The 26,732-nt window shown below is 68.0% G+C and carries 25 protein-coding genes and 2 tRNA genes; 16 read left to right on the top strand and 11 right to left on the bottom strand.

The window, feature by feature from the left end; genetic code table 11:
- Nucleotides 1-132 precede the first annotated feature (132 nt).
- From rsmG to rpmH, 6 genes are all read right to left on the bottom strand, one after another.
- Nucleotides 133-849 (bottom strand): 16S rRNA (guanine(527)-N(7))-methyltransferase RsmG, encoded by a 717-nt coding sequence (gene rsmG / locus OG430_RS25015; protein ID WP_327354831.1) that lies wholly within the window; start codon nucleotides 847-849, stop codon nucleotides 133-135.
- A gap of 96 nt (nucleotides 850-945) precedes the next feature.
- Complete coding sequence (locus OG430_RS25010; RefSeq protein ID WP_327354830.1) at nucleotides 946-1,461, bottom strand: Jag family protein; 516 nt, start codon at nucleotides 1,459-1,461, stop codon at nucleotides 946-948.
- Nucleotides 1,462-1,476: 15 nt separating this feature from the next.
- On the bottom strand, nucleotides 1,477-2,796 hold the full coding sequence (yidC, locus tag OG430_RS25005) for a membrane protein insertase YidC (protein WP_327354829.1): 1,320 nt from the start codon (nucleotides 2,794-2,796) through the stop codon (nucleotides 1,477-1,479).
- Between the two features lie 3 nt (nucleotides 2,797-2,799).
- Nucleotides 2,800-3,135, bottom strand: coding sequence for a membrane protein insertion efficiency factor YidD (gene yidD, locus OG430_RS25000; RefSeq protein ID WP_327354828.1), 336 nt, complete (start codon nucleotides 3,133-3,135; stop codon nucleotides 2,800-2,802).
- Nucleotides 3,132-3,503, bottom strand: coding sequence for a ribonuclease P protein component (gene rnpA, locus OG430_RS24995; protein ID WP_327354827.1), 372 nt, complete (start codon nucleotides 3,501-3,503; stop codon nucleotides 3,132-3,134). Before rnpA ends, yidD begins: the two co-directional genes overlap by 4 nt.
- A 19-nt stretch (nucleotides 3,504-3,522) precedes the next feature.
- The gene (rpmH, locus tag OG430_RS24990) at nucleotides 3,523-3,660 is read right to left on the bottom strand and encodes a 50S ribosomal protein L34 (protein ID WP_052578310.1); all 138 of its coding nucleotides are present in this window, start codon (nucleotides 3,658-3,660) and stop codon (nucleotides 3,523-3,525) included.
- 386 nt (nucleotides 3,661-4,046) lie between these two features.
- Here rpmH and dnaA point away from each other — a divergent pair, with 386 nt between their 5' ends.
- The 9 genes from dnaA (at nucleotide 4,047) to OG430_RS24945 (ending at nucleotide 16,682) form a co-directional block, all read left to right on the top strand.
- On the top strand, nucleotides 4,047-5,993 hold the full coding sequence (dnaA, locus tag OG430_RS24985; RefSeq protein WP_327354826.1) for a chromosomal replication initiator protein DnaA: 1,947 nt from the start codon (nucleotides 4,047-4,049) through the stop codon (nucleotides 5,991-5,993).
- Between the two features lie 998 nt (nucleotides 5,994-6,991).
- On the top strand, nucleotides 6,992-8,122 hold the full coding sequence (gene dnaN / locus OG430_RS24980) for a DNA polymerase III subunit beta (RefSeq protein WP_327354824.1): 1,131 nt from the start codon (nucleotides 6,992-6,994) through the stop codon (nucleotides 8,120-8,122).
- Nucleotides 8,123-8,258: 136 nt separating this feature from the next.
- The gene (gene gnd, locus OG430_RS24975) at nucleotides 8,259-9,134 is read left to right on the top strand and encodes a phosphogluconate dehydrogenase (NAD(+)-dependent, decarboxylating) (protein WP_327354823.1); all 876 of its coding nucleotides are present in this window, start codon (nucleotides 8,259-8,261) and stop codon (nucleotides 9,132-9,134) included.
- Between the two features lie 55 nt (nucleotides 9,135-9,189).
- Nucleotides 9,190-10,311 (top strand): DNA replication/repair protein RecF, encoded by a 1,122-nt coding sequence (gene recF / locus OG430_RS24970; protein ID WP_327354822.1) that lies wholly within the window; start codon nucleotides 9,190-9,192, stop codon nucleotides 10,309-10,311.
- Complete coding sequence (locus tag OG430_RS24965; protein WP_327354820.1) at nucleotides 10,308-10,853, top strand: DUF721 domain-containing protein; 546 nt, start codon at nucleotides 10,308-10,310, stop codon at nucleotides 10,851-10,853. Before recF ends, OG430_RS24965 begins: the two co-directional genes overlap by 4 nt.
- A 287-nt stretch (nucleotides 10,854-11,140) precedes the next feature.
- The gene (gene gyrB / locus OG430_RS24960) at nucleotides 11,141-13,204 is read left to right on the top strand and encodes a DNA topoisomerase (ATP-hydrolyzing) subunit B (RefSeq protein ID WP_327354819.1); all 2,064 of its coding nucleotides are present in this window, start codon (nucleotides 11,141-11,143) and stop codon (nucleotides 13,202-13,204) included.
- Nucleotides 13,205-13,245: 41 nt separating this feature from the next.
- On the top strand, nucleotides 13,246-15,834 hold the full coding sequence (gene gyrA, locus OG430_RS24955) for a DNA gyrase subunit A (RefSeq protein ID WP_327354818.1): 2,589 nt from the start codon (nucleotides 13,246-13,248) through the stop codon (nucleotides 15,832-15,834).
- Nucleotides 15,835-15,851: 17 nt separating this feature from the next.
- Nucleotides 15,852-16,505, top strand: a complete 654-nt coding sequence (locus OG430_RS24950; protein WP_327354817.1) for a DUF3566 domain-containing protein — start codon at nucleotides 15,852-15,854, stop codon at nucleotides 16,503-16,505.
- 103 nt (nucleotides 16,506-16,608) lie between these two features.
- Nucleotides 16,609-16,682: transfer RNA gene (locus OG430_RS24945), tRNA-Ile, on the top strand.
- A gap of 17 nt (nucleotides 16,683-16,699) precedes the next feature.
- On the opposite strand, the gene OG430_RS24940 is transcribed toward OG430_RS24945, so the two are convergent.
- Entirely contained in the window at nucleotides 16,700-17,095 is a 396-nt protein-coding gene (locus OG430_RS24940) for a DUF6344 domain-containing protein (protein WP_327354816.1), read from the bottom strand.
- 316 nt (nucleotides 17,096-17,411) lie between these two features.
- Between OG430_RS24940 and OG430_RS24935 the strand changes: the two genes are divergently transcribed.
- Both OG430_RS24935 and OG430_RS24930 read left to right on the top strand, forming a co-directional pair.
- The gene (locus tag OG430_RS24935) at nucleotides 17,412-17,540 is read left to right on the top strand and encodes a DLW-39 family protein (protein ID WP_010467770.1); all 129 of its coding nucleotides are present in this window, start codon (nucleotides 17,412-17,414) and stop codon (nucleotides 17,538-17,540) included.
- 230 nt (nucleotides 17,541-17,770) lie between these two features.
- Nucleotides 17,771-19,183 carry a hypothetical protein gene (locus OG430_RS24930; RefSeq protein ID WP_327354815.1) on the top strand — a complete coding sequence of 471 codons (1,413 nt, stop codon included), beginning with the start codon at nucleotides 17,771-17,773 and terminating at the stop codon, nucleotides 19,181-19,183.
- 15 nt (nucleotides 19,184-19,198) lie between these two features.
- On the opposite strand, the gene OG430_RS24925 is transcribed toward OG430_RS24930, so the two are convergent.
- Together OG430_RS24925 and OG430_RS24920 are read right to left on the bottom strand one after the other, a co-directional pair.
- Nucleotides 19,199-20,746: a protein kinase domain-containing protein gene (locus OG430_RS24925; RefSeq protein ID WP_327354814.1), complete on the bottom strand. Its 1,548-nt coding sequence runs from the start codon at nucleotides 20,744-20,746 to the stop codon at nucleotides 19,199-19,201.
- A 125-nt stretch (nucleotides 20,747-20,871) separates the two neighbouring features.
- A complete protein-coding gene (locus OG430_RS24920) occupies nucleotides 20,872-21,420 on the bottom strand; it encodes a helix-turn-helix domain-containing protein (RefSeq protein ID WP_327354813.1) in 549 nt (182 codons plus the stop codon).
- A 158-nt stretch (nucleotides 21,421-21,578) separates the two neighbouring features.
- Between OG430_RS24920 and OG430_RS24915 the strand changes: the two genes are divergently transcribed.
- Nucleotides 21,579-21,651: transfer RNA gene (locus tag OG430_RS24915), tRNA-Ala, on the top strand.
- Nucleotides 21,652-21,819: 168 nt separating this feature from the next.
- On the opposite strand, the gene OG430_RS24910 is transcribed toward OG430_RS24915, so the two are convergent.
- Nucleotides 21,820-22,593 carry a DUF5324 family protein gene (locus OG430_RS24910; protein ID WP_327354812.1) on the bottom strand — a complete coding sequence of 258 codons (774 nt, stop codon included), beginning with the start codon at nucleotides 22,591-22,593 and terminating at the stop codon, nucleotides 21,820-21,822.
- A 300-nt stretch (nucleotides 22,594-22,893) separates the two neighbouring features.
- Between OG430_RS24910 and OG430_RS24905 the strand changes: the two genes are divergently transcribed.
- Both OG430_RS24905 and OG430_RS24900 read left to right on the top strand, forming a co-directional pair.
- Complete coding sequence (locus OG430_RS24905) at nucleotides 22,894-23,427, top strand: peptidylprolyl isomerase (protein WP_327354811.1); 534 nt, start codon at nucleotides 22,894-22,896, stop codon at nucleotides 23,425-23,427.
- Nucleotides 23,428-23,524: 97 nt separating this feature from the next.
- Nucleotides 23,525-24,424, top strand: coding sequence for a rhomboid family intramembrane serine protease (locus tag OG430_RS24900; RefSeq protein WP_327354810.1), 900 nt, complete (start codon nucleotides 23,525-23,527; stop codon nucleotides 24,422-24,424).
- 358 nt (nucleotides 24,425-24,782) lie between these two features.
- Here the strand turns inward: OG430_RS24900 and crgA are convergent, their stop codons facing one another.
- Nucleotides 24,783-25,040: a cell division protein CrgA gene (gene crgA, locus OG430_RS24895; RefSeq protein ID WP_327354809.1), complete on the bottom strand. Its 258-nt coding sequence runs from the start codon at nucleotides 25,038-25,040 to the stop codon at nucleotides 24,783-24,785.
- 144 nt (nucleotides 25,041-25,184) lie between these two features.
- Here crgA and OG430_RS24890 point away from each other — a divergent pair, with 144 nt between their 5' ends.
- Nucleotides 25,185-25,964, top strand: a complete 780-nt coding sequence (locus OG430_RS24890) for a DUF881 domain-containing protein (protein WP_327354808.1) — start codon at nucleotides 25,185-25,187, stop codon at nucleotides 25,962-25,964.
- 30 nt (nucleotides 25,965-25,994) lie between these two features.
- Nucleotides 25,995-26,708, top strand: a complete 714-nt coding sequence (locus OG430_RS24885) for a class E sortase (RefSeq protein WP_327354807.1) — start codon at nucleotides 25,995-25,997, stop codon at nucleotides 26,706-26,708.
- Nucleotides 26,709-26,732: the final 24 nt, after the last annotated feature.

Raw genomic sequence — 26,732 nt, 5'->3', positions numbered from 1 at the left:
ATGATCCCATGCAGCAGTGAGCGACGTTTCACGTGAAACACGATGCCTAGCCGTCAGCCCCATAACCGCGCGACACTCCGGCGTGGGTACGTTTGGCAGCTTGTGTGGCCTACGGCTGGTCATCAGGACGGATCAGCGACGGCGGCGCACACGTCCCGTTCGTGCCGCCTTCGCGCGCTTGGCCGCGAAGCGCACGCCTCCCGGGCTCTCCCCGACCTCGACCCGTACGACAGTGGACAGCGGGTCGACAATGCCCTCGCCAACATGCAGCACAGAGGTCGTCACAGCACCGAGCTTGCTCAGCGCCGCCCCCGCCCCCTTGATCTCCTCTTCGGCGGTGTCGCCCTTGAGGGCCAGCATCTCGCCGTACGGGCGCAGCAGTGGAACACCCCAGGCCGCCAGGCGGTCCAGCGGTGCCACAGCGCGAGCGGTGACCACGTGGACGGGCGGCAGCTTGCCCAGTACTTCCTCGGCCCGTCCCCGAACGACCGTCACATGGTCGAGGCCAAGGAGTTCCACCACTTCGGTGAGGAAGTTGGTGCGCCTGAGCAGCGGCTCGAGCAGCGTGATCTTGAGGTCCGGACGGACCAGGGCCAGCGGGATGCCGGGCAGACCCGCACCGGAGCCGACGTCGCACACGGTCACCCCCTCAGGGACGACCTCGGACAGCACCGCGCAGTTCAGCAGATGGCGCTCCCACAACCGGGGCACCTCGCGGGGGCCGATCAGCCCACGCCGCACACCGGCATCGGCCAGCAGCTCGGCATACCGGACCGCATCCGCGAAACGCTCGCCGAATACCGTCCGGGCCTGCTCCGGCGCCGGGGGGAGCTCTGCTGCCTCCGTCACGGGGACCGTCCTTCCGTACCGCACTGGGTGCTGACTATCAGGCTGACAAAGATCGGCCCCGCCTGCGAACAGACGGGGCCGGAAAACGCGTGCCGATCAGGCAGGGAGCACGACGACGAAGCGCTGCGGCTCCTCGCCCTCAGACTCGCTGCGCAGCCCGGCGGACTTGACCGCGTCGTGTACGACCTTGCGCTCGAAGGGCGTCATCGGCTGGAGCTTGACCGGCTCGCCGCTGCTCTTCACCTCGGCCGCCGCCTTGGCGCCGATTTCAGAAAGCTCCTGGCGCTTCTTGGCACGGTAGCCCGCGATGTCCAGCATCAGCCGGCTGCGGTCCCCCGTCTCTCGGTGCACCGCGAGACGGGTCAGCTCCTGAAGTGCTTCGAGCACCTCGCCCTCGCGGCCGACCAGCTTCTGCAGGTCGCGGCCGCCGGAGTCGCTGATGATCGAGACAGCGGCCCGATCGGCCTCGACGTCCATGTCGATGTCGCCGTCGAGGTCGGCGATGTCCAGCAGACCCTCGAGGTAGTCCGCCGCGATCTCGCCCTCCTGCTCGAGGCGGGTCAGGGTGTCGCCGGCCTCAGCAGGGGCTTCGGTGGTGGTGCCGTCCGTCACGGGATGGACTCCTTCTTACTTCTTGGACGGGTGCTTGGGCCGCTGCTGGCCCTTGCGCTGTCCGGACTTGGCTTTGCTGCGGGTTCCGGTGCCGGTCTTGCCGGCCGCGGCCTTGGCCTGGGGCTTGGCGTCCTGTGGCTCCTCGGCCTTGGCGTCCTGCGGCTCGTCGGACTTCTCCAGCGAGGTCTTGCCGACCGTCTCGGGAGAGTCCTGCTCGGCCGGGTCGCTCTTGGCCGCGCCGGACTGGCGCTGGGACTTGCTCTGCCGCTTGGGCTGCTGGCGCTTGGCGGGGCCGCCGGCCGGCGCGTCGCCGTCGGCGTCGAGCACCGCGACGGACGAGTCGCTCTTCACCACGAGGCCGTCAGGCTGTACGGCCAGCCCCTCGCCCCGCAGACCGGTGATGAACTTGCGCTCGGCTTCCTTGCGGTCCTTGATGTCCTTGGCAACGATCAGCTTGGCGACGTTCCGCTCGCTGCGTCGCATCTTGCCGCCCTCGTGCCGGACGAGCTTGTCCTTCAGGCGGTCGAGGTAAGCCTCCTGCGCCTTGCTGCCCGGGGTGGGGTTCTGGCGGATGACGTACATCTGCTGGCCCATGGTCCACACGTTGGTGGTCAGCCAGTAGACGAGAACACCGACGGGGAAGTTGATGCCGAACACGGCGAAGATGACCGGGAAGACGTACATCAGCATCTTCTGCTGCTGCATGAACGGCGTCTTCACCGTCATGTCGACGTTCTTCGTCATCAGCTGGCGCTGCGTGTAGAACTGCGAGAACGACATCATCACGATCATGATCGCGGTGACGACGCGGACGTCCATCAGCGTGGCGCCGAGGGCTTCGACCTTCTCCGTGCTGTCCATGAACTTCGCGGCCAGCGGAGCACCGAAGATGTGGGCCTTCTGGGCGCTCGCCAGGAGCGGCCCGTCGATGAAGCCGATCTCCTTGTTCGACGCGATGCCGTTCAGCACGTGGTACAGGGCAAAGAAGAACGGCGACTGCGCCAAGATGGGAAGGCACGAGGAGAGCGGGTTGGTACCCGTCTCCTTGTACAGCTTCATCATCTCTTCGGACTGGCGCTGCTTGTCGTTCTTGTAGCGCTCCTGGATCTTCTTCATCTCGGGCTGCAGCGTCTGCATACCGCGAGTGGCCTTGATCTGCTTCACGAAGAGCGGGATCAGGCAGATCCGGATGAGAACCACCAGGGACACGATGGACAAGCCCCAGGCCCAGCCCGTGTCGGGACCGAAGATCTTCCCGTACAGCGAGTGGAACTGGACGATGACCCAGGAAACGGGTGTGGTGATAAAGCTGAACAGACTGGCAATCGTGTCCACTAATCAGGCTCCTTGAGCGTGGGGCGAGGTCTCGGCGGCAGGGCTGGACTGCTTGTCCTCAGCAGCGGAGTGCCCGCCCTTGGTACGCCAGGCGTTACGCAGCATTTCGTGCCACCGCGGACGCTTTCGCTGCGGCACATGGTCGACACCACCGTGCGACCACGGATTGCACCGCAGGATGCGCCACGCGGTGAGTGCCGTCCCCTTGACCGCGCCATGCCGGTCGATGGCTTGGAAGCCATAGTGGGAGCACGACGGGTAGTACTTGCACACCGGCCCCAGCAACGGGCTGATGGTCCACTGGTAGAGCTTGATCAGTGCAAGCAATGGGTACTTCATCGCGCGCCCCCTCCCAGCAGCCGCTGAAGGGCGGCATCCAGGTCTCGGGCCAGCTGAGCTTGGTCGGCGTCGCCCGCTCCGGGCAGCGCTCGTACGACTACCAGGCTACCGGGGGGCAGCTGGGCCAGTCGTTCTCGCATCAAGTGGCGAAGGCGTCGCTTCACCAGGTTGCGTACGACCGCTACACCCACGGCCTTGCTCACGACGAAACCCGCACGCGTCGGGGGAACGCTCTCCCCAGGCGCGTGCGGGTCCGTGGCACCGCTGCGTAGATGGACGACGAGTAGCGGGCGTCCTGCCCGGCGTCCTCGTCGTACCGCGGTCGCGAAGTCTTCGCGCCGCCTCAGCCGGTTGTCGGTAGGCAGCACGACGTCATGACCTGTTAGATCAGGCGGAAAGGCGGGCGCGACCCTTGCCACGGCGGGACGCCAGGACGGCGCGGCCGGCACGGGTACGCATCCGCAGCCGGAAGCCGTGGGTCTTCGCGCGACGACGGTTGTTCGGCTGGAAGGTGCGCTTGCTCACTCGGGGGCTCCAGAAATGATCGGATGACGGCGGGGCGTCGCTTGGCTGTCACCGTGCGCCCGCGAGGAGCTCGCAATACGCCCGAGTGCACCGCTTTCACGACTCTGAATGATCAGAGACCGCGATCCATGCCCATCGGAGGCAGGCGGCAGCAGCCATCGACAACTCGACCTGGTTACGGTACGCGCGGCTACGCCATCCGGTCAAACCGGCGGTGCGGTGGGGGACACTGTGCACAGCCTGTGGACAACAACTTGAACCGCAGCGGTCGCCCTGACTACCGTGGCTGAACTCCGATTCGTTCCCTTCCCTCCGCGCCATCCGATTTTTATCCCGCCCGTCCCAAGAACCACACCTTCGTGGGACCCCGTGAGAGAGCGTGCCCTGTGGCTGACGTACCTGCCGATCTTGCCGCAGTGTGGCCACGAGTGCTGGAACATCTCCTCGGCGAAGGACGCGGTCAGGGAGTCGAGGCGAAGGACGAGATCTGGATCAAGCGCTGCCAGCCGCTGGCTCTGGTCGCCGACACCGCTCTGCTCGCGGTGCCGAACGAGTTCGCCAAGGGGGTCCTGGAGGGTCGGCTCGCGCCCATCGTCAGCGAGACCCTGAGCCGGGAGTGCGGCCGCCCGATCCGCATCGCCATCACGGTCGACGACTCCGTCGGGGAGCCCGCTCCGACGCCGCCCGCGCCTCCGGTGCCGCGGTACGAGGACCAGGGGCCCCAGGACGGCCTACGGCCGCAGAGCCGCTACGAGGACCAGCCGCGCTACGAGGAGCCCGGCCAGGGCCGCGACAACCGGGACCAGCGGGACCAGTACGAGAGCTACGGCCGCCGCGACGACGGACCCACCGGCCGCCCGGACCAGCACCAGGGCCCGCACGACGACCAGCTCCCGACCGCGCGCCCCGCCTACCCCGATTACCAGCGCCCCGCACCCGGCGCCTGGCCGCGGCCGACACAGGACGACTACGGCTGGCAGCAGCCCCGCCTCGGCTTCCCCGAACGCGACCCGTACGCATCGCCGTCCTCGCAGCAGCCGCAGCACGACTACCGGCAGCAGCCCGAGCGCCCCTCGTACGAGCAGCAGGACCGCTCCCCGTACGAGCAGCAGCGCCCCGAGCGTCGGGACCACTCCGAGCCGCCCGCGGGCCGCGGCGGCCGCAACGGACCGGGCAGCCACCCGGACCACCGGTCCCCCGGCGACCGGAGCGGCCACGGCGCCCCACCGCGCTCCTCCTCGGGCGGCGCCCCCGGCCCGCTGGCCGCACAGCCCGCGCCGGCGACCGGTCCCGGCGAGCCCACCGCGCGCCTGAACCCGAAGTACCTCTTCGACACCTTCGTCATCGGCGCCTCGAACCGCTTCGCGCATGCCGCCGCGGTCGCCGTCGCCGAGGCGCCCGCGAAGGCGTACAACCCCCTCTTCATCTATGGGGAGTCGGGCCTCGGCAAGACGCACCTGCTGCATGCCATCGGCCACTACGCGCGCAGCCTCTACCCCGGCACGCGGGTGCGGTACGTGAGCTCCGAGGAGTTCACCAACGAGTTCATCAACTCGATCCGCGACGGCAAGGGCGACAGCTTCCGCAAGCGGTACCGCGAGATGGACATCCTCCTTGTCGACGACATCCAGTTCCTCGCGGACAAGGAGTCGACGCAGGAGGAGTTCTTCCACACCTTCAATACGCTCCACAACGCCAACAAGCAGATCGTGCTCAGCAGCGACCGACCGCCCAAGCAGCTGGTGACCCTGGAGGACCGGTTGCGCAACCGGTTCGAGTGGGGCCTGATCACCGACGTACAGCCGCCGGAGCTGGAGACGCGTATCGCGATCCTCCGTAAGAAGGCGGTGCAGGAGCAGCTCAACGCCCCGCCGGAGGTGCTCGAGTTCATCGCGTCCCGGATCTCGCGCAACATCCGCGAGCTCGAGGGCGCGCTGATCCGGGTGACGGCCTTCGCGAGCCTCAACCGGCAGCCGGTGGATCTCGGTCTCACCGAGATCGTCCTCAAGGACCTGATCCCGGGCGGCGAGGACGCGGCACCGGAGATCACCGCGACGGCCATCATGGCCGCCACCGCCGACTACTTCGGGCTCACGGTGGACGACCTGTGCGGCTCCTCGCGCAGCCGCGTCCTGGTGACGGCCCGGCAGATCGCGATGTATCTGTGCCGTGAGCTGACCGACCTCTCGCTGCCGAAGATCGGCGCGCAGTTCGGCGGCCGCGACCACACGACCGTCATGCACGCGGACCGCAAGATCCGGGCGCTGATGGCCGAGCGGCGCTCCATCTACAACCAGGTGACCGAGCTGACCAACCGCATCAAGAACGGCTGACAGAAGCGGCGGACAGCAACAGACGGCCGGCTCCGCAGGGCGCTCCGGGACGCGATTCCGGGGCGCCTTTTGCGTGCCCCGACAGCGCGGCAGGTGCTCTTCAACGGCCTCGCACGCGCCCTTCGACGGCCCTGCGGGCACGCTTCGACGGCCCTGCACGCGCGCTTTGACAGCCCGACATGCCCTCGAAGCGTGCCCGCCACACGCTCGGCGCCGGCACCCGGTGTTCGATTCCCTTGTGGATCAGGCCAGTTCTCCACAGATTTGTGCCTGAATCCCCGTCCACACCCTGGGGACTGGGAAGTTGTCCATACTGCGTCCACAGGCAACCCTGTTGACGGGTCATCAACCCAGGTCAGACGCTTGTGGATTCGTGGACAAAAGATCTCCACAGGCTGTGGAAGATGTACGCGCCCGTGATCTCGTCACCGCGTTGTCCACCGGCGGCCCACAGGGATCGAGCAGTTGTCCCCAGCTTCTCCACACGGCTGTCCACTGTTCGGCAACGCAACGCGCCCTCTCACCGGGTCGAGTGAAAGGCGTCACACCGAGGGGCTCGGTTGGGCTGTGGGGAAGCCGGGAAAACCTGGGGACAGCGCTGGGGAGAAGTCGGCCCTGCCTGTGCACCGCCTGTGCAGAACTTTCCGTTCTCCACAGATGCCAGGGGTTTTCCACTGCCTCCACCCACAGGCGCGGTGGACAAAAAAGTGGGTCTGACCTGCGCATACGAGGTTTTCCACCGTTTCCACAGCCCCTACTACTACGACCAAGTAGAGAGAGCTGGGAATTCGCCTCGAAGTGGGGCCTGTGCACAACTCGAGCTCGGAGCTCGCCTGACCGCTCGTCGCGACTTGACCCCGACCCGCACCGAGTGTCGGTGCCGTACGTCAGACTGGTCCCCGGCGTTCTCCCCACCCTGGGGATCCGCCAACCAAGAACAGACAGATCACGAAGACCAGCAGGGCGAGCAGCCAGGCATCAGCAGGAGGCGGCTTACGGTGAAGATCCGGGTAGAGCGCGACGTACTGGCGGAGGCAGTGGCCTGGGCGGCTCGTAGCCTCCCTGCCCGACCGCCGGCGCCTGTCCTGGCCGGCCTGCTCCTGAAGGCGGAGGACGGCGCACTGAGCCTCTCCGGCTTCGACTACGAGGTGTCGGCACGGGTCTCGGTGGAGGCCGAGGTCGAGGAGGACGGCAGCGTTCTCGTCTCCGGGCGGCTGCTCGCGGACATCTGCCGCGCCCTCCCCAACAGGCCGGTCGAGATTTCCACAGACGGTGTACGCGCCACCGTGGTCTGCGGCTCCTCGCGATTCACACTCCACACCCTGCCTGTGGAGGAGTACCCGGCGCTGCCGCAGATGCCGACCGCCACCGGCACCGTGCCCGGTGAGGTCTTCGCCTCCGCCGCCGCCCAGGTGGCCATCGCCGCCGGTCGTGACGACACGCTGCCGGTGCTCACCGGTGTGCGCATCGAGATCGAGGGCGACACGGTCACGCTGGCCTCCACCGACCGCTACCGCTTCGCGGTCCGCGAGTTCCTGTGGAAGCCCGAGGTGCCGGACATCTCCGCGGTCGCCCTGGTGCCCGCGAAGACCCTGCTCGACACCGCCAAGTCGCTGACCAGCGGCGACAGCGTGACTATCGCCCTGTCCAGCTCTGGCGCGGGCGAGGGTCTGATCGGCTTCGAGGGCGCCGGCCGCCGGACGACCACGCGTCTGCTCGAGGGCGACCTGCCCAAGTACAAGACGCTCTTCCCGACGGAGTTCAACTCGGTCGCGGTCATCGAGACCGCCCCGTTCGTCGAGGCCGTGAAGCGCGTGGCCCTGGTGGCCGAGCGGAACACCCCGGTGCGGCTCAGCTTCGAGCAGGGCGTGCTGATCCTGGAGGCCGGCTCCAGCGACGACGCACAGGCTGTGGAAAGGGTCGACGCCCAGCTCGAGGGCGACGACGTCTCGATCGCCTTCAACCCGACGTTCCTGCTCGACGGCCTGAGCGCGATCGACTCCCCGGCCGCGCAGCTGTCCTTCACGACGTCCACCAAACCCGCGCTGCTCAGCGGCCGGCCCGCGGTGGATGCCGAGGCGGACGACGCGTACAAGTACCTGATCATGCCGGTGCGACTCAGCGGCTGAGGCCAGGGGCTGTGCGGCGGTTTCGCCGCACAGCTGAGCGGTACGGGCCGACAGGTGTGCCCGAAGGTCCCGGCGTAGGCTCGGACGTGGGTACGAACGGCCCGAAACCGCACAGTCTCACTAAGGAACAGCACTGATGGAGCTCGGTCTCGTCGGTCTCGGCAAGATGGGCGGCAACATGCGCGAGCGCATCCGCCGCGCAGGCCACACCGTCATCGGATACGACCGCAACCCGGACCTCGCGGATGTCCACAGCCTGCAGGAGCTTGTGGGCAAGCTGAAGGGCCCCCGCGTGGTCTGGGTCATGGTCCCGGCCGGCGAAGCGACGCAGTCCACGATCGACGACCTGGCCTCGATGCTCGAGCCCGGCGACGTCGTCGTGGACGGCGGCAACTCCCGCTGGACGGACGACGAGAAGCACGCGGCGGAGCTCGCCGCCAAGGGCATCGGCTTCGTCGACTGCGGCGTCTCCGGCGGCGTCTGGGGCCTGGAGAACGGCTATGCGCTGATGTACGGCGGCGACAAGGCCGACGTCGCCAAGGTGCAGCCGGTCTTCGACGCCCTCAAGCCCGAGGGCGAGTTCGGCTCCGTGCACGCCGGCAAGGTCGGCGCCGGGCACTTCGCGAAGATGGTCCACAACGGCATCGAGTACGCGATGATGCAGGCCTACGCCGAGGGCTGGGAGCTGCTCGAGGCCGTCGAGTCGGTGACCGACGTCCGTGAGGTGTTCCGCAGCTGGCAGGAGGGCACGGTCATCCGCTCCTGGCTGCTCGACCTCGCGGTCAACGCCCTGGACGATGACGAGCACCTGGCCAAGCTCAAGGGTTATGCACAGGACTCCGGCGAAGGCCGCTGGACTGTGGAAGCCGCCATCGACAACGCCGTGCCGCTGCCCGCGATCACCGCGTCCCTCTTCGCGCGCTTCGCCTCGCGCCAGGAGGACTCGCCGCAGATGAAGATGATCGCGGCGCTGCGCAATCAGTTCGGCGGCCACGCGGTCGAGAAGAACTAGTCCACAGGCTGTGCGCGTCATGTGCACAGCAGCCGGGGGAGGTCGGCGCCCAGAAATGCACGTCACGCATCTGTCGCTCGCCGACTTCCGCTCGTACGGCCGGGTCGAGGTCCCACTCGACCCGGGCGTCACCGCGTTCGTGGGCCCCAACGGTCAGGGCAAGACCAACCTCGTCGAGGCGGTCGGCTATCTCGCCACGCTCGGCAGCCACCGGGTCTCGTCCGACGCTCCGCTCGTCCGCATGGGCGCCGACCGCGCGATCATCCGAGCCGCGGTCCGGCAGGGCGAGCGACAGCAGCTGGTCGAGCTGGAGCTCAACCCGGGGCGCGCCAACCGCGCCCGCATCAACCGGTCTTCGCAGGTCAAGCCACGTGACGTACTGGGAATCGTCCGGACGGTCCTGTTCGCGCCCGAGGACCTCGCCCTGGTCAAGGGCGACCCCGGCGAGCGCCGGCGCTTCCTCGACGAACTGATTACCGCCCGGTCCCCGCGGATGGCGGGCGTGCGTTCCGACTACGAGCGCGTCCTCAAGCAGCGCAACACCCTGCTGAAGTCGGCCGCCATGGCCCGCAGGCACGGCGGCCGCTCGATGGACATGTCCACGCTGGACGTCTGGGACCAGCATCTGGCGCGCGTGGGCGCCGAGTTGCTGGCCCAGCGGCTCGACCTGATCGCCACGCTGCAGCCGCTCGCCGACAAGGCGTACGAGCAACTGGCGCCCGGCGGCGGGCCGATCGCCCTGGAGTACAAGCCGTCGGCACAGGGCCCCGGGCTGACGCGCGAGGAGCTCTACGAGCAGGTCCTGGCCGCACTCGCCGACGTACGCAAACAGGAGATCGAGCGGGGCGTGACCCTGGTCGGGCCGCACCGCGACGATCTGCTCCTGAACCTCGGGCAGTTGCCCGCGAAGGGGTACGCCAGCCATGGCGAGTCCTGGTCGTACGCGCTGGCCCTGCGCCTCGCCTCGTACGACCTGCTGCGGGCCGAGGGCAATGAGCCGGTCCTGGTGCTCGACGACGTCTTCGCCGAGCTGGACGCGCGGCGGCGCGAGCGGCTCGCGGAGCTGGTGGCTCCGGGTGAGCAGGTCCTGGTGACGGCGGCGGTCGACGACGACGTGCCGGGCGTACTGACGGGCACGCGCTATGCCGTGTCCGGAGGCGAGGTGAGCCGCGTATGAGCAGCGACGAGAAGCCGGCCGGGGAGACTCCCAAGCCCGCCGAACCCAGCGGCGTCGATCTCGCACGAGTCGCCCTGCGGGCAGCAAAAGAACAGGCACGCGCGCGTGGCGACGCGGCGCAGCAGAAGAAGCAGGCCAGGCGCGGCGGCGGACTGAGGTCCGGAGCACGGGCCGACGGCCGCGACCCGCTGCCGCTCGGCGCCGCCATCAACCGGCTGATCACCGAGCGCGGCTGGGAGACCCCGGCCGCGGTGGGCGGCGTGATGGGGCGCTGGCCGCAGATCGTCGGCGAGGACCTCGCCAAGCACTGCGTACCGCAGAAGTACGACGAGGACGAGCGGGTCCTGACCGTCCAGTGCGACTCCACGGCCTGGGCCACCCAGCTGCGCCTGCTCGCCCCGCAGCTGGTGGCGCGGCTCAACCAGGACCTCGGCCAGGGCACCGTGAAGCTGATCAAGGTGTACGGCCCGCAGGGGCCCACCCGGCGCTTCGGACCCTTGCGGGCCCCGGGTTCGACGGGGCCCGGCGACACCTACGGATAGGTCCTGAAACGCGTGGGGGACCAGGGGTGTCCCTCACCGTAGTGGAGGGTTGACAGCCCGAAGCGCTGAGTGCCGCTGTGAGCCTCTTTGAGCCCCGGGCCAGATATGGGGAGTCGTCAGCGGCCGGTTCAGGGCGGCACATGCGGACTCAGGTACCGGCAAACCCCCATCACTGTCGGCGCTACCGGTAGACTGGAAGCTAATCCTGCCCCAGATGTGGGGGCCGGTCGTAAAAACCGAGTAGCGAACGTCGCAGCCGCTCCGGCACACCGCCGGGAGCCAGGCCTGTGCTGTGCCAGAAAGGGCGCTTCGTGGCCGATTCCGGCAACCCCAACGAGAACACCCCGTCCACCGCCGCCGGCGTCAACGGCGAGGTCACCGCCTCGTACGACGCCAGCGCGATTACCGTCCTCGAGGGTCTGGACGCGGTCCGCAAGCGGCCCGGCATGTACATCGGCTCGACCGGTGAGCGCGGCCTGCACCACATGGTGCAGGAAGTCGTGGACAACTCCGTCGACGAGGCCCTGGCCGGCCACGCGGACACGATCGACGTCACGATCCTGCCCGACGGCGGCGTACGCGTCGTCGACAACGGCCGTGGCATCCCCGTCGGCATCCACCCCGTCGAGAAGAAGCCGGCCGTCGAGGTCGTGCTCACCGTGCTGCACGCGGGCGGCAAGTTCGGCGGCGGCGGTTACGCCGTCTCCGGTGGTCTGCACGGCGTCGGTGTCTCCGTGGTGAACGCGCTCTCCACCAAGCTCTCCGTCGACATCAAGACCGACGGCTACCGGTGGACGCAGGACTACAAGGGGGGCGCCCCGACCGCCCCGCTTGAGCGGCACGAAGCCACCAAGGACACCGGCACCACGGTCACCTTCTGGGCCGACGGCGACATCTTCGAGACCACCGAGTACTCCTTCGAGACGCTCTCGCGGCGCTTCCAGGAGATGGCCTTCCTCAACAAGGGCCTGACGATCAAGCTCACGGACGAGCGCGAGTCGGCCAAGGCGGTGGCCGGCGCGGACACCGCCGACACCAGCGACGACGAGCAGGCTCGCACGGTCACGTACCACTACGAAGGCGGCATCGTCGACTTCGTGAAGTACCTCAACTCCCGCAAGGGCGACGTCATTCACCCCACGGTGATCGACGTCGAGGCCGAGGACAAGGAGCGGATGCTCTCGGCCGAGATCGCCATGCAGTGGAACACGCAGTTCAGCGAGGGCGTCTACTCCTTCGCGAACACGATCCACACGCATGAGGGCGGTACGCACGAGGAGGGTTTCCGTGCGGCACTCACCGCGCTGGTCAACCGGTACGCGCGTGACAAGAAGATGCTGCGCGAGAAGGACGACAACCTCGCTGGCGAGGACATCCGCGAGGGTCTGACCGCGATCATCTCGGTCAAGCTCGGCGAGCCGCAGTTTGAGGGCCAGACGAAGACCAAGCTGGGCAACACCGAGGCGAAGACCTTCGTGCAGAAGGTCGTGCACGAGCACCTCAACGACTGGTTCGACCGGAACCCGAACGAGGCCGCGGACATCATCCGCAAGTCGATCCAGGCCCAGACCGCGCGCGTCGCGGCCCGCAAGGCCCGCGATCTGACCCGCCGCAAGGGCCTCCTGGAGAGCGCCTCGCTGCCGGGCAAGCTGAGCGACTGCCAGTCCAACGACCCCACCAAGTGCGAGATCTTCATCGTCGAGGGTGACTCCGCCGGTGGTTCGGCGAAGTCCGGTCGTAACCCGCAGTACCAGGCCATCCTGCCCATCCGAGGCAAGATCCTGAACGTCGAGAAGGCCAGGATCGACAAGATCCTGCAGAACACCGAGGTCCAGGCGCTGATCTCGGCCTTCGGCACCGGAGTCCACGAGGACTTCGACATCGAGAAGCTCCGCTATCACAAGATCATCCTGATGGCGGACGCCGACGTCGACGGTCAGCACATCAACACCCTGCTCCTGACCTTCCTGTTCCGCTTCATGCGGCCGCTGGTCGAGGCCGGTCACGTGTATCTCTCCCGCCCGCCGCTGTTCAAGATCAAGTGGTCGCGCGACGACTTCGAGTACGCGTACTCGGACCGCGAGCGCGACGCCCTGGTCGAGCTGGGCAAGCAGGCCGGCAAGCGGTTCCGCGACGACACCATCCAGCGCTTCAAGGGCCTCGGCGAGATGAACGCCGAGGAGCTGCGCGTCACCACGATGGACGTCGAGCACCGCGTGCTCGGCCAGGTCACCCTGGACGACGCCGCACAGGCGGACGACCTCTTCTCGGTGCTGATGGGTGAGGACGTCGAGGCACGTCGCTCGTTCATCCAGCGCAACGCCAAGGACGTCCGGTTCCTCGACATCTGAGTCGGTCTCAGCTGACCGCACCGAAAGGACTTTGACCAGCAATGGCCGACGAGAACACCCCTGCTACGACCACTGAGAACGGCGAGGGCCCCGTCCTGCGCATCGAGCCCGTCGGGCTCGAGACGGAGATGCAGCGCTCGTACCTCGACTACGCGATGTCCGTCATCGTGTCGCGTGCGCTGCCCGACGTACGGGACGGCCTCAAGCCCGTCCACCGCCGCGTCCTGTACGCGATGTACGACGGTGGCTACCGGCCCGAGAAGGGCTTCTACAAGTGCGCCCGCGTCGTCGGTGACGTCATGGGCACGTACCACCCGCACGGCGACTCCTCCATCTACGACGCCCTGGTGCGACTGGCCCAGCACTGGTCCATGCGCCTGCCGCTGGTGGACTCCAACGGCAACTTCGGCTCCCCGGGCAACGACCCGGCGGCCGCCATGCGGTACACCGAGTGCAAGTTGATGCCGCTGGCCATGGAGATGGTCCGGGACATCGACGAGGAGACCGTCGACTTCAAGGACAACTACGACGGCCGCAACCAGGAGCCGACGGTCCTGCCGGCGCGCTTCCCGAACCTGCTGATCAACGGCTCGGCGGGCATCGCGGTCGGCATGGCGACGAACATCCCGCCGCACAACCTGCGCGAGGTCGCCGCCGGTGCGCAGTGGGCGCTGGAGCACCCGGACGCCTCGCACGAGGAGCTCCTGGACGCGCTGATGGAGCGCATCAAGGGCCCCGACTTCCCGACCGGCGCCCTCGTCGTCGGCCGCAAGGGCATCGAGGAGGCATACCGCACGGGCCGTGGCTCGATCACGATGCGCGCGGTCATCGAGGTCGAGGAGATCCAGGGCCGCCAGTGCCTGGTCGTCACCGAGCTGCCCTACCAGACCAACCCCGACAACCTCGCGCAGAAGATCGCGGACCTGGTCAAGGACGGCAAGGTCGGCGGCATCGCCGACGTCCGCGACGAGACCTCTTCCCGTACGGGCCAGCGCCTGGTCATCGTCCTGAAGCGGGACGCGGTCGCCAAGGTCGTCCTGAACAACCTGTACAAGCACACCGACCTGCAGACGAACTTCGGCGCCAACATGCTGGCGCTCGTCGACGGCGTGCCGCGCACCCTCTCCCTGGACGCCTTCATCCGGCACTGGGTGAACCACCAGGTCGAGGTCATCGTCCGGCGTACGAAGTTCCGCCTGCGCAAGGCCGAGGAGCGGGCCCACATCCTGCGCGGCCTGCTCAAGGCGCTGGACGCGATCGACGAGGTCATCGCGCTGATCCGGCGCAGCGAGACGGTCGACGTCGCGCGCACGGGCCTGATGAGCCTGCTCTCGATCGACGAGATCCAGGCCAACGCCATCCTCGAGATGCAGCTGCGCCGACTGGCCGCCCTGGAGCGCCAGAAGATCACGGCTGAGCACGACGAGCTGCAGCTGAAGATCGACGAGTACAACGCGATCCTGGCCTCGCCCGAGAAGCAGCGCTCCATCATCAGCGAGGAGCTCGCGGCGATCGTCGACAAGTTCGGCGACGACCGGCGCTCGAAGCTGGTGCCCTTCGACGGGGACATGTCCATCGAGGACCTGATCGCCGAAGAGGACATCGTCGTCACCATCACCAATGGCGGCTACGTAAAGCGCACCAAGACCGAGGACTACCGCTCGCAGAAGCGCGGCGGCAAGGGCGTACGCGGCACCAAGCTGAAGCAGGACGACATCGTCGACCACTTCTTCGTGTCGACGACGCACCACTGGCTGTTGTTCTTCACCAACAAGGGCCGGGTCTATCGGGCGAAGGCGTACGAACTGCCCGATGCCGGACGTGACGCCCGTGGCCAGCACGTGGCGAATCTGCTGGCCTTCCAGCCGGACGAGCAGATCGCCGAGATCCTCGCGATCCGCGACTACGAGGCGGCGCCGTACCTGATCCTGGCCACCAAGGGCGGCCTGGTGAAGAAGACGGCCCTGAAGGACTACGACTCGCCCCGTTCGGGTGGCGTCATCGCCATCAACCTCCGTGAGACCGCGGATGGTTCGGACGACGAGCTGATCGGGGCCGAGCTGGTCTCGTCCGAGGACGATCTGCTCCTCATCAGCAAGAAGGCCCAGTCCATCAGGTTCACTGCAACGGACGATGCGCTCCGTCCGATGGGCCGTGCGACCTCGGGCGTCAAGGGCATGAGTTTCCGTGAGGGCGATGAACTGCTCTCGATGAATGTCGTCAGGCCCGGTACGTTCGTGTTCACTGCCACCGACGGTGGGTACGCGAAGCGGACCCCCGTCGACGAGTACCGCGTCCAGGGTCGCGGTGGCCTCGGTATCAAGGCCGCCAAGATCGTGGAGGACCGTGGTTCTCTCGTCGGTGCGCTGGTGGTCGAGGCGACCGACGAGATCCTCGCCATCACGCTGGGCGGCGGTGTGATTCGTACGCGAGTCAACGAGGTCAGGGAGACGGGCCGTGACACCATGGGCGTCCAACTGATCAACCTGGGCAAGCGCGATGCCGTGGTCGGCATCGCTCGTAACGCCGAGGCCGGCGCCGAGGCCGAGGAAGTCGACGCAGACGTCGACGAATCGACCGAGGGCGAGGTCGCCGGCACGGCCGAGGGCACTCAGCCCGAGGCCGAGTAGCGCGAGGAGTGTAGGTCGTGAGTGGAGCCACGGGCGCCGGAACGAACGGAACCGGACCGGAAGGCGGCCGTGGCCCCGCCGCTGACCCACACGGGGTGCAGGGGGGAACCGTGACGGATACCCGAGGATCGCAGTCCCAGACATACGACGGCGGTCAGGCGGAGTACACCGCAGGCGCCGGGGCGCTGCCCGGTGAGCGTCAGCCTCAGCCTGCCCAGCCGTATCACCCGCCGCAGGCGTATCCGGAGCCCCCGCAGGGCTCGGTGCGCCGCACTCGGACGGGGGCGCGTACGGCACCGCGTACGCGCAAGGCGAGGCTTCGCGTGGCGAAGGCCGACCCGTGGTCGGTGATGAAGGTCAGCTTCCTGCTCTCCATTGCGCTGGGCATCTGCACGATTGTGGCGTCTGCCGTCCTGTGGATGGTCATGGACGCCATGGGCGTCTTCTCCACGGTCGGCGGGACGATTTCCGAGGCGACCGGGTCGAACGAGTCCAATGGATTCGACCTCCAGTCGTTCCTGTCGTTGCCGCGGGTCCTGATGTTCACGTCGATCATCGCGGTGATCGATGTGGTCCTGGCCACAGCGCTCGCGACGCTGGGGGCCTTCATCTACAACCTGTCCGCCGGTTTTGTGGGCGGTGTGGAGCTCACGCTCGCCGAGGACGAGTAGTCCGTACGTCCCTGATGAGGGGCGTTGCCGGTGGAGCGCGACTATCGATTTTGGGACTGACCGCGTCGTGCGCTAATCTTCAGAGGTCGGCGCGCGAGCGCGAGGGGCTATAGCTCAGTTGGTTAGAGCGCATCCCTGATAAGGATGAGGCCACAGGTTCAAATCCTGTTAGCCCCACAGACGACCTGAGAAGGTCAGAGGCCCGGTAGCTCTTCGGAGTTGCCGGGCCTTTTGTTTTCCCGGTTCACCGCTGTTTCCTGGGCTTCCAGGGCTTCGTCGACGGCGTTGACGTCCGAGAGCGGCGTCGACAGGTTAAGTCCGCGGGCGCTGGGCGAGGAGCCGTGGGCTTCGGCGCGGATGCGCTGCTTCATGGTGGGGGGCCTGGAGAGGTCGTACGGCCGGGCGGCTCTGGCCGCCGGCTGCACCTCCGGGCGGAGCTCCGGGCCGGCCGCCGTGCGGTTGCCGGTGGTGTCCTGCGCCGGTACCGCGGGAGTGGCGGCGGCCGTGGTGATGAGGCCGAGTGAGGCGAAGAAGGCAAGCAGAGCAGTGACGAGGACGGTCCAGATGCGGGTGACCTTGTGGTGAGCCACGGTCCCGCTCCTTTCGGGTCGGACGATTTGCGTACTTCCTCATGATGTGTGTGCGGTCCGAGAAGTGTGGGAGCGGCGGCGCTGATTCGCCGATCTTCAGATGAACACCACCCGGTTGGCGGCATCGGCCGGGAATCCTGTCCGGGGGCGTCGAAGATCACAGTCTGTGGATCGGGAGCGGGCACGCTGTGAGCGGCCTCGATTGCTTTACGGGGGGCGGGAGTTGGGTCGACGGGAGGTCACCGATCGGTATCGATCGGTGTGTATAGTCGGGCGCCAGAAGGTCTCCTACGTCAAGGAAAGACGAGGTAGCGCGGTGAAGAAGCTTCTCCTGGTCGCACTGGCCGCCATCGGCGGGCTCCTCGTGTACCGCCAGATCCAGGCGGATCGCGCCGAGCAGGATCTGTGGACGGAGGCGACTGACTCCGTGCCTGCAGGTTCGTGAGTATCCACAGTCACTTCACTGGCCCCGGTCGCACTGGCGACCGGGGCTTTGTGTTTCCCGCCCCTTCTGCATCCCTCGCTCCTGTTCTGTAGCCCTCGTCGCTGCCGCTACTTCGCTGCAGTGAAGATCTCGCTTGCTTGAGCAAAGTCACGGAGAGTGGATCGTCGGTCGCACCCGCGAGGCAGGATGGTGCTGCCGGGGCGATTCAGCCGGGGGTGAGAAGGGGAGCGGTGCTGATGATGCGGCGCGGCAGGGTGCACAGGGCGGCGGCGATTGCGGGCGCGATGTGTGCGGTGGTGGCACTGCCGGGGCAGGCCCGGGCTGCCGAGGGTGAACCGAACCCCTATCGATTCGCCTCCTCCGCCCAGGACATCGAGGGTGGCGCCGACACCGCTGACGCCACGCAGATCGACGCCGGGGCGACGTACAGGACGTCCATCGGCAAGGGCAAGCAGCTGCACTTCAAGGTGCGGCTCGATGCGGCCAGTCATGCCTATGCCTCGGCGGTGGCGGTGCCGCGGCTCGGCGCGCAGCTGTCGTTCCAGGACGGCATCAAGGTGTCGCTGCGGGACGGTCAGGGTGAGGTCTGCGGTGAGGGCGATGCGCGGTTCGGGCCGGGCGGGATCCCCAAGCCCGTTGCCGCGAATGCGGACCGGACGGTGAGCGCGGGCGGCGAATCGTGCCAGCAGGCGGGGACGTACTACGTCGTCATCGAGCGGAGCAGTAAGGACAGCTCCTCGCCCGGCGACTGGGCTGTCGAGCTGCGGCTGTTCGAGGAACCGCAGCTCAAGAGCGGTGGCAACAGCGTGCCGGTCGAGTCCTGGCCCACCACGATGCCGGAGCTGCCCACCGGTGCGGCGCAGCAGCGGGCGGGCGGGACGGGCTTCAATGACGCCAGGGCGCTGACGCAAGGGGTCTGGCGGGATGAGATCGAGCCCGGTCGGACGCGGTTCTACCGGGTGCCGGTGGACTGGGGGCAACGGCTCTTCGCCAAGGCCGAGCTGGGGAGTTCGCAGAACCGGGGCATGGTCGGCAATGCGCTGTCGATGTCGCTCTACAACCCGGCGCGCGGCTTCGTCCTCCATGACACCGCGAGGTACTTGGGTGAGCCGGTGGGTGTGCAGCTCGACCCGCTGCCGGCTGTGGCCTATGAGAACCGCTGGGGGAAGAACGTCGACCAGAGGGCCATGCGCTTTCCCGGCTGGTACGTCCTCGCGGTCAGCCTGCATCCCAAGACGGACTCGTACGGGCCGGGGGCGCTGCCGGTGACGCTGCGGGTGAAGGTCGACGGGCCGGCCAAGGATCGGGAGTACGCGCGTCCCGCGGGGGTGTTCAGCGTCGCCGAGCAGGACGAGGGCGCCGCGGCCGCCGGGCAGACGGACGGTGAGGCACGGCACAGCGATGTGCTGCGGGTCGTCGGCGTCGTCGCGATCGGGGTGGGGAGCGTGCTGGTGTTCGGGCTCGGGTTGTGGACGGTCGTGGCACGGCGGCGGGATTCGCGAGGGCGAGGGGGAAGGCGGGGGCGGCGTGTGGCGGTTCAGGGGGGTGCGGTGCCGCAGGTGACCGGTGCTTCTGGTTCCTCTGATCCTGCGGATACGCCGACACCCACACCTACGCAGTACGGGCCGCCGCAGGGCTGGTAGTTGGGCCCGGTCGCGTCAGGCCTGGATGAGGGCCCAGATGCCGACCGCGAAACAGAGCAGGGCGAGCAGCAGCACCGGGACCGCGACCTTCGGGGGCGGTCCCGGTCGCTTTTGCCGTACGAGGGTGCCGGTGGGGGTGGCGCTGGTGGGGGTGCTCGCCGGGGCGTGGGCCGGGGATGTGGAGGCGTACGGAACCGGGGGCGCCGGAGTGGGAACCTGCGGGCGCTGAGCGGTGTATGGACGAGTAGGGGCGTACTCGTGCGGGACCGCGGCTGTGAGGGCCTGAGAGGGGTCCTGCAGGGCCGGGTGAGGGGCTTGGAAGGGCTGTTGGGGCACCGGGGCGTGCGCAGGGTGTTGGGGGGAGGGTGGTGGCGTGTGTGGCGTGTGGGAGTGAGGCAACTCGGTTGGGTGGGCCGAGGGGTGGGCCGGCGGGTGTGGGAGCTCCGCGGGGGAGATCTCTGGCTCTGGCCGGCGTGTGGGCTGAACCGGGGCCTGGTGGCCCTGCTGGTCCTGGTGGGCCGGTGCCGCGGGCCGGGGCGGCGGGGCCAGGTGGAAGCCGTCGGTGTCCCAGGCGGGCTGGGGGGTGGGCTGCTGCGGGGTGACGGCTGGGGTCTGGGCCGGGGCCTGGGCCTGCGGTGGTTGAGGGGTCTGTGCGTGAGGCTCGGACCGGGGCGGCTCCGGGGGGCGGGGGCCGGCGGGGTCGAACCCGTCCGGGAGCGGGCCGAGTTGGTCGAAGACCTCGACCAGCTCGTCGTCGGGACCGGGCTCGGGCAGCAGCTCGGCCGCCGCGGCCAGGGCCTTGCGGGCGCCGGTCGCCGTGCGGAAACGGGCCTGCGGGTCCGGCTGCAGCAGGGTCGCGACGACCTGCCAGAGGGGCTCGGGAATGCTCTGCGGGGCGCCCGGGGTGCCGTGGTCGGCGAAGTACTCGATCAGCGCCTTGGCGTCCGGCTTGGCGCCCTCGAGCAGATACAGGGCGACCAGGCCCACGGCGAAGAGATCGGCCGGGAAGTCCGGTTCGGCGCCCAGCATCTGCTCCGGCGCGAAGTAACCCGGCGTTCCCACCACGTAGTTGGTCTCGGTGAGCCGGGGCTCGCCCTTGCGCATCGAGATGCCGAAGTCGGAGAGCCGCAGATGCGGCCGGCGGGTGCCGGTGGCCTCGAGCAGGATGTTGGCCGGCTTGATGTCCCGGTGCACGACCCCTTCGGCATGCACCGCCTGGAGACCGGCCAGGAGCTGGTCGAGCAGGGTGCACACATAGGGGGTCGGCAGCGGACCGTAGTCGCCGATCAGATGAGCCAGGGAGCCGCCGCCGACCAGGTCCATGGTGAACAGGACCTTGTCGTCGTCGGCGGCCCAGCTGGCCGGCGCGAGCACATGGGGATGGTCGATCCGCAGCGCCTGCTCGCGCACGAAGCGGAGCAGGGCATGCGCATCGCTCTGCTGCAGGACCTTGGCCGCCACATAGCGTCGGCGTCGGTGGTCCCAGGCGCGCCAGACCGCACCTGCGCCACCGCGCCCGATCGGATCGACCAGTTCATACCGGCCGGCGAAGACCTCACCCATGCCCTTGCTGCACTCCCAGCCCGGCCGTGACGGCCGCTCGGTGTACTGCTGCTCAGCTCTGGTTGTCCGGTCCTGCAGGGATCGAGACTGCGGGGCTCGGTCCTGCAGGACTCAGCACCAGCTGCTCAGTTCTGATGCGCCTCGTAGTGGGCCACGGCGTCCGCGGTGCGGCCGGCGCCGTAGACCCGGAGGAACTCCGCCAGCTCGGGGTGGGTCGCAGCGAGTGAGTCCGCCGCGTCGATGATGTCGCCGGCTGCTGCGACGGAGCGCAGCAGGGACTGGATCTCCCGGACCACCCGCTTGACGGTCGGAGCTCCCGAACTCGCCGTGTGCTGACCGGTGTTGGTGAGCACGGAGCCGCCCTGGGACTTCTTGATCTCCTCCATCCGCTCGGTCGCCTCACCGGCGCTCACGCTGCCGTCCGAGACCTGACCGGCCAGCTCCTGCAGGTGCTGGACCCGCTGCACCACGGCCGGATTGCCGATCTTGGCCCGCTGGCCGCTCATCAGCTGGGACAGCATGGGTGCCGACAGACCGAGGACTGCGGCCAGCCGGGCCTGGTTCAGGCCCAGGTCGTCTATGAGGCGGCGGAACAGCGCCCCCAATGGCTCCCCGTACCAGCTGCGCTGCAGCTCTCTGGCTCTTGCTGTTGCTTCTTGTTGTGTGGCATCCATGGCGTCTCCCCTTCGCTGCCGCGAACCTCGTCGAGCATCTTACGGAGAGTGGTCGTTCACCGGGACCCCCAATATTTTGCGAGACTCGGGGGGTGACCCGGTACTCTTGTCCTCGGTGACCGCGCCCGCGTGATTCTTGCGGCGCATCCACCGTTTCCGGGGCCTTAGCTCAGTTGGTAGAGCGCTGCCTTTGCAAGGCAGATGTCAGGAGTTCGAATCTCCTAGGCTCCACGCTTGTGACCAGCCAGGATGCCGCTTCTTGCGGCCCTGGCTGGTTTTGCGTTTCCTGGCTCTTGATCCGCGCTCGGCGCCGTTTCACGTGAAACGGGCAGAACGACGGGTGGCGGGAGACCCGAAGGTCTCCCGCCACCCGTTACCTCGTGCTTGTCGCAGCCGTGTTCAGCGCCGGTCTTCGGGGCGCTGCGGGGCCCAGTCGCCCTCGCTGCGATCCGCGGCCTCCGCCTCGGCCTGCTTCGCCTGGACCTCGGGGTCCAGGACGTCCTGGCCGCTGCCGTCGACCGCGCTCAGCGGGGAGCTGTCGGCCACCTCCGTCGGCGCGGGCGGCTCCACCAGCCAATCCGGGTTGGCCTGCTTGTCCCACCACTTCCAAGCGGCGACCGCGGCGAAGCCGAGCAGCCCGAGCGCGCCGAGCCGCTTCACGGCGCGGTTGGCCGCAGCCCTGCGCTCATGGCGCTTCACCAGGCGCTGGATCTCCTTCGGCGACACCTGGCCGCGCAGTGCGGCAAGCGCGGCCACACTGCGGGAAGCCGCCTCGGACGCGGCCGGCTGGGCCGCTGCGACGGCCTGTTCGACGCGCGGCCGGGTGGCTGCCGCAGCGTTCCTGGCCGCCCGGCGGGTGCGGACCGCCGCGCGGTCCACGGTGTCCGGTACATGCGTTCGCGCCTGCTCCAGGCGCGGGGCAACGTGGGCGCCGTACTGCATACGCGCCTGCTCGGCGGCGTCGGACACCTTGGGCGCGAGCCGTACGCGGGCCTCGTGCGCATAGAGCGCCGCCCGGTCCTTGGCCGTGCCGGCGTAGGGCGCAACCACCTCCGCTGCATGGCGCACGCTGTCCTTGGCCGTGTCGGCGTAAGGCGCCACCACCTCCGCGGCGTGACGCACGCTGTCCTTGGCCGAGCTGGCCGCGGCGCGCGCGCTGTCGATGCGGGTCACGGGATCCTCCTCCTCGGTGGCGTACGGTATTTCACCTTTCCACCCTTTCTCGGATCATGCCTGTCGGAGCGATTCGCGGCATGTGCGAGCGGGCATCCGGGCGATCTTCGGGCAATGGGGTGCACTTGCGGTGCAAGGGGAGCTTGCCGTCGACAATGCCACGGATCGGCCGGTTGTGCGCCTGTCCGGCCGCTACTCGTCCCCTTCTCTCCGGCTTGCTTCCGGGTTCTCTACGAGCCCTGCTATCCGTGCGAGGATCGGGGTGTCCAAAGGCAAGGCAAAGGCAACGGAAGGCAGATCGTGGCTGAGCAGCTCTACGCCACCCTGAAGACCAACCACGGTGACATCGAGGTGCGGCTGCTGCCGAACCACGCACCCAAGACGGTCCGGAACTTCTGTGAGCTCGCCCAGGGCGCGCGCGAGTGGACCCACCCCGCGACCGGCGCGAAGACCATGGACAAGTTCTACGACGGCACCACCTTCCACCGGGTGATGAGCGGCTTCATGATCCAGGGCGGCGACCCGCTGGGGAACGGCACGGGCGGGCCCGGCTATGAGTTCAAGGACGAGTTCCACCCGGAGCTGAGCTTCGACCGGCCCTTCCTGCTCGCCATGGCCAACGCGGGACCGGGCACCAACGGCTCCCAGTTCTTCATCACCGTCCAGCCGACCACCTGGCTGAACCGGAAGCACACCATCTTCGGCGAGGTCACGGACGCGGCCAGCCAGAAGGTCGTCAACGCCATCGCGACCGTCGAGGCCAACCCGGCCACCAACCGCCCGGTCCAGGACGTGGTCATCGAGACCGTCGTCGTCGAGACCCGGCAGAGCTGACCACCGCAAGGGAACCATTTCGCCCCGCTCGTCCGTAAGGATGGGCGGGGCGGTGCGTTGAACCGAGCGCGCTGTCGTACGGAGATGAGGGGACGTAATGGACCAGGCGCCAGGCAGTCCGCAGGAGCCGCAGGGCGCAGCGGGCCTGCCCACCTGCTACCGGCATCCGGACCGTGAGACGGGCATCCGCTGCACTCGCTGCGAGCGGCCCATCTGCCCCGAGTGCATGATCAGCGCCTCGGTCGGCTTCCAGTGCCCCGAGTGTGTCCGCACGGGTTCCGGGACCGGGCATGCGCCTACTGCGAATCAGCCTCGGACGATCGCGGGTGGGACCGTTGCGGCGGACCCCCGGCTGCTCACGAAGATCCTGATCGGAATCAACGCGGCGGTGTTCATCGCGGGCCTAGCCATGGGCACACCGCTGTTCCACGACTTGGAGCTGATCGGCAGGGCATTCGACCCGGAGCAGCTTGCCGTGGTCGGTGTGGCCGAGGATCAGTGGTATCGACTGTTCACGTCGATGTTCCTGCATCAGGCGATCTGGCACTTCGCCTTCAACATGCTGGGCCTCTGGTGGTTGGGCGGACCGTTGGAGGCGGCGCTCGGCCGGGCCCGCTATCTCACCCTCTACCTGGTCTCAGGTCTCGCGGGCGGTGCCCTGACCTATCTCCTCGAGGACGCGAACCAGGCCTCGCTCGGCGCGTCCGGAGCGATCTTCGGTCTGATGGGCACCACAGTCGTCCTGATGCGTCGCCTCAACTACGACATGCGTCCGGTTGTCGCTCTCCTGGCAATCAACCTGCTCTTCACGTTCACGCCAGGGCTGCACATCGCTTGGCAAGCTCATGTCGGCGGCCTCGTCGCCGGCCTCGTCATCGGCTACGCCTTCGTCCACGCCCCCCGCGAACGCCGCGCCCTCGTCCAGTACGGCACCTGTGCGCTGGTCCTTCTCGCCGTGCTCGCTGTCGTCCTGATCCGGACCGCGCAGCTCACTTGAGGCCCGTCCAGGTCCACCTCAGGCCAAAGTTGTCCACAGTGTGTGCCGGATCTTGTGCATGCTGTGGGTGACTGTGGGAACGGCTGTGCGGCCTGTCGCCGACCCGTGTTTCCCCAGTAAGGACAAGGCATGGACGGCGGTCCGTATGGTGGACACCAGTCTTACCGGCGTCAACGGCAGAAGAGTTATCCACAGGTGGTCTGTAGATCGTCAGAGTTATCCAGAGGCACCTGTGGATAGCTGTGGATAACTCGCTGGATAGCTTGGGGCAACGCTTCGCACACAGAGGCCCGAAGGCGCGCACCTGCTGCGCCTTCGGGCCTCTGTGAAGAGCTGGGAAGCGTCGTGAAAGAGGCGTCTACTTCCACTGAGTGGAAACGCCGAACCCCGCCGCGATGAAGCCGAACCCGACCACGATGTTCCAGTTGCCGAGTGCCTCGATGGGCAGCCTGGTGTCCGTGACGTAGAAGATCACGATCCAGGCGAGGCCGATGAGGAACATCGCCAGCATCACCGGGGCCACCCAGCTGCGGTTCGTCAGCTTGATGTTGGCCGCCTGCTTCGAGGCGGGCGGCGGCGTGTAATCAGCCTTCTTGCGGATACGTGACTTCGGCACGAGGGGCTCTCCTGTCGATGCGCTGCGTGGCCGCGCAGAACGGTTCGGGCTGGGGCGCCGAGCGGGGCGCGATGGGGGACCGAGGGCGTCCCCGGGCGTCCGTTAGCGTAGTGCTTCCGCGGCGGCGTAAGGAGTAAGGGTACGTTGAGCAATTCTGCCGACTCTCCCACCCAGACCTCAACAGACGGCCGCCCATCCCCCTGGCGGCCGGTCCGGCTGCTCACCGCTGCCGTCTTTGCGCTCGCCGGGCTCATCTTCTTCACCAGTTTCAACACGGCCAAAGGCACCAATATCAGGACGGATGCCTCGCTGTTGAAGCTCTCGGACCTGATCCAGGAGCGCAGCCACAAGAACGGCGAGCTCGACGAGTCCAACGGCGCGTTGCGCGACCAGGTCGACTCACTCGCCGAGCGGGACAACGGAAACACCGCGGCCGAGGACGCCAAGCTCGAAGCGCTGGAGAAGGCGGCCGGCACCAAGAAGCTCAAGGGCGGCGCCGTCAGCGTCACGCTCGCCGACGCCCCGCCGAACGCGACCGTGAAGCTCCCCGGTTACCCCGAGCCGTCCCCGAACGACCTGGTCATCCACCAGCAGGACCTGCAGGCCGTGGTGAACGCCCTGTGGCAGGGCGGCGCCAAGGGCATCAAGGTCATGGACCAGCGCCTCATCTCCACCAGCGCGGTCCGCTGCGTCGGCAACACCCTGATCCTGCAGGGCCGGGTCTACTCACCTCCGTACAAGGTCACCGCCGTCGGAGACCAGGAGAAGCTGAAGCAGGCCCTTGCCGCCTCCCCGCAGATCCAGAACTACATGCTGTACGTGAACGCCTATGGGCTCGGCTGGAAAGTCGACGACCACGAGGCGGTGACTCTTCCCGGCTACTCGGGCACAGTGGATCTCCACTACGCGCAGCCCGTGGAGTAGGTGCCTCGGGCCCAGGGGAGGGACCGGCCGGTGTCGGTGGGAGTGTCGGGGCGAGCGGTCGTCAGGAGCTTCAGCGAACTGTGCATCACCGTCGGCGCTCTGATCGTGCTGTTCGTGGTCTACGTCCTCTTCTGGACCGGCATCAAGGCCGACGCCGCGATGGACAGCCAGATCGATCAGCTGCAGGACCAGTGGGCGCAGGGCTCGGTCCCCGCCGAGGTGGACGACCCGGCGGAAGAAGCCCCCGAGGAGCCGCCTGCCCCAGCCGCGTACAAGGACGGGAAGCCCTTCGCCGTCATGTACATCCCCCGGCTTGGTTCCACGTGGAACAAGCCGGTCCTGGAGAACACCAAGAGCGACACCCTGAAGAAGGGTCTCGGGCACTACGCCTCCACCGCGCGGCTCGGGCAGAAGGGGAACTTCTCCGTCGCAGGTCACCGGCGCACGTACGGCGATCCGTTCAAGGACTTCCCGAAGCTGCAACGCGGTGATGCCGTGGTCCTGACGGACGGGACCACCTGGTTCACGTACCGCATCGACAACAGGCCGTACAAGACGCTGCCCAGCGATGTGAACGTGATCGACCCAGTCCCCCGCAAATCCGGATATGACGGCCCAGGGCGTTACCTCACGCTTACGACCTGTGAGCCAGAGTGGGGCCACAGCCACCGGTTGATCGTCTGGGCGCACCTTGATTCCACCCAGCCTGTGGAGGCCGGGAAACCGGAGGCACTGCGCCGTTAGTCTGGTGCCGTACGTCAACGGAAG

The organism is Streptomyces sp. NBC_01304, assembly GCF_035975855.1.
GTDB lineage: Bacteria > Actinomycetota > Actinomycetes > Streptomycetales > Streptomycetaceae > Streptomyces.
The sequence above is the reverse complement of the archived record's forward strand: the minus strand, read 5'-3'. Positions and strand labels throughout refer to the sequence as shown.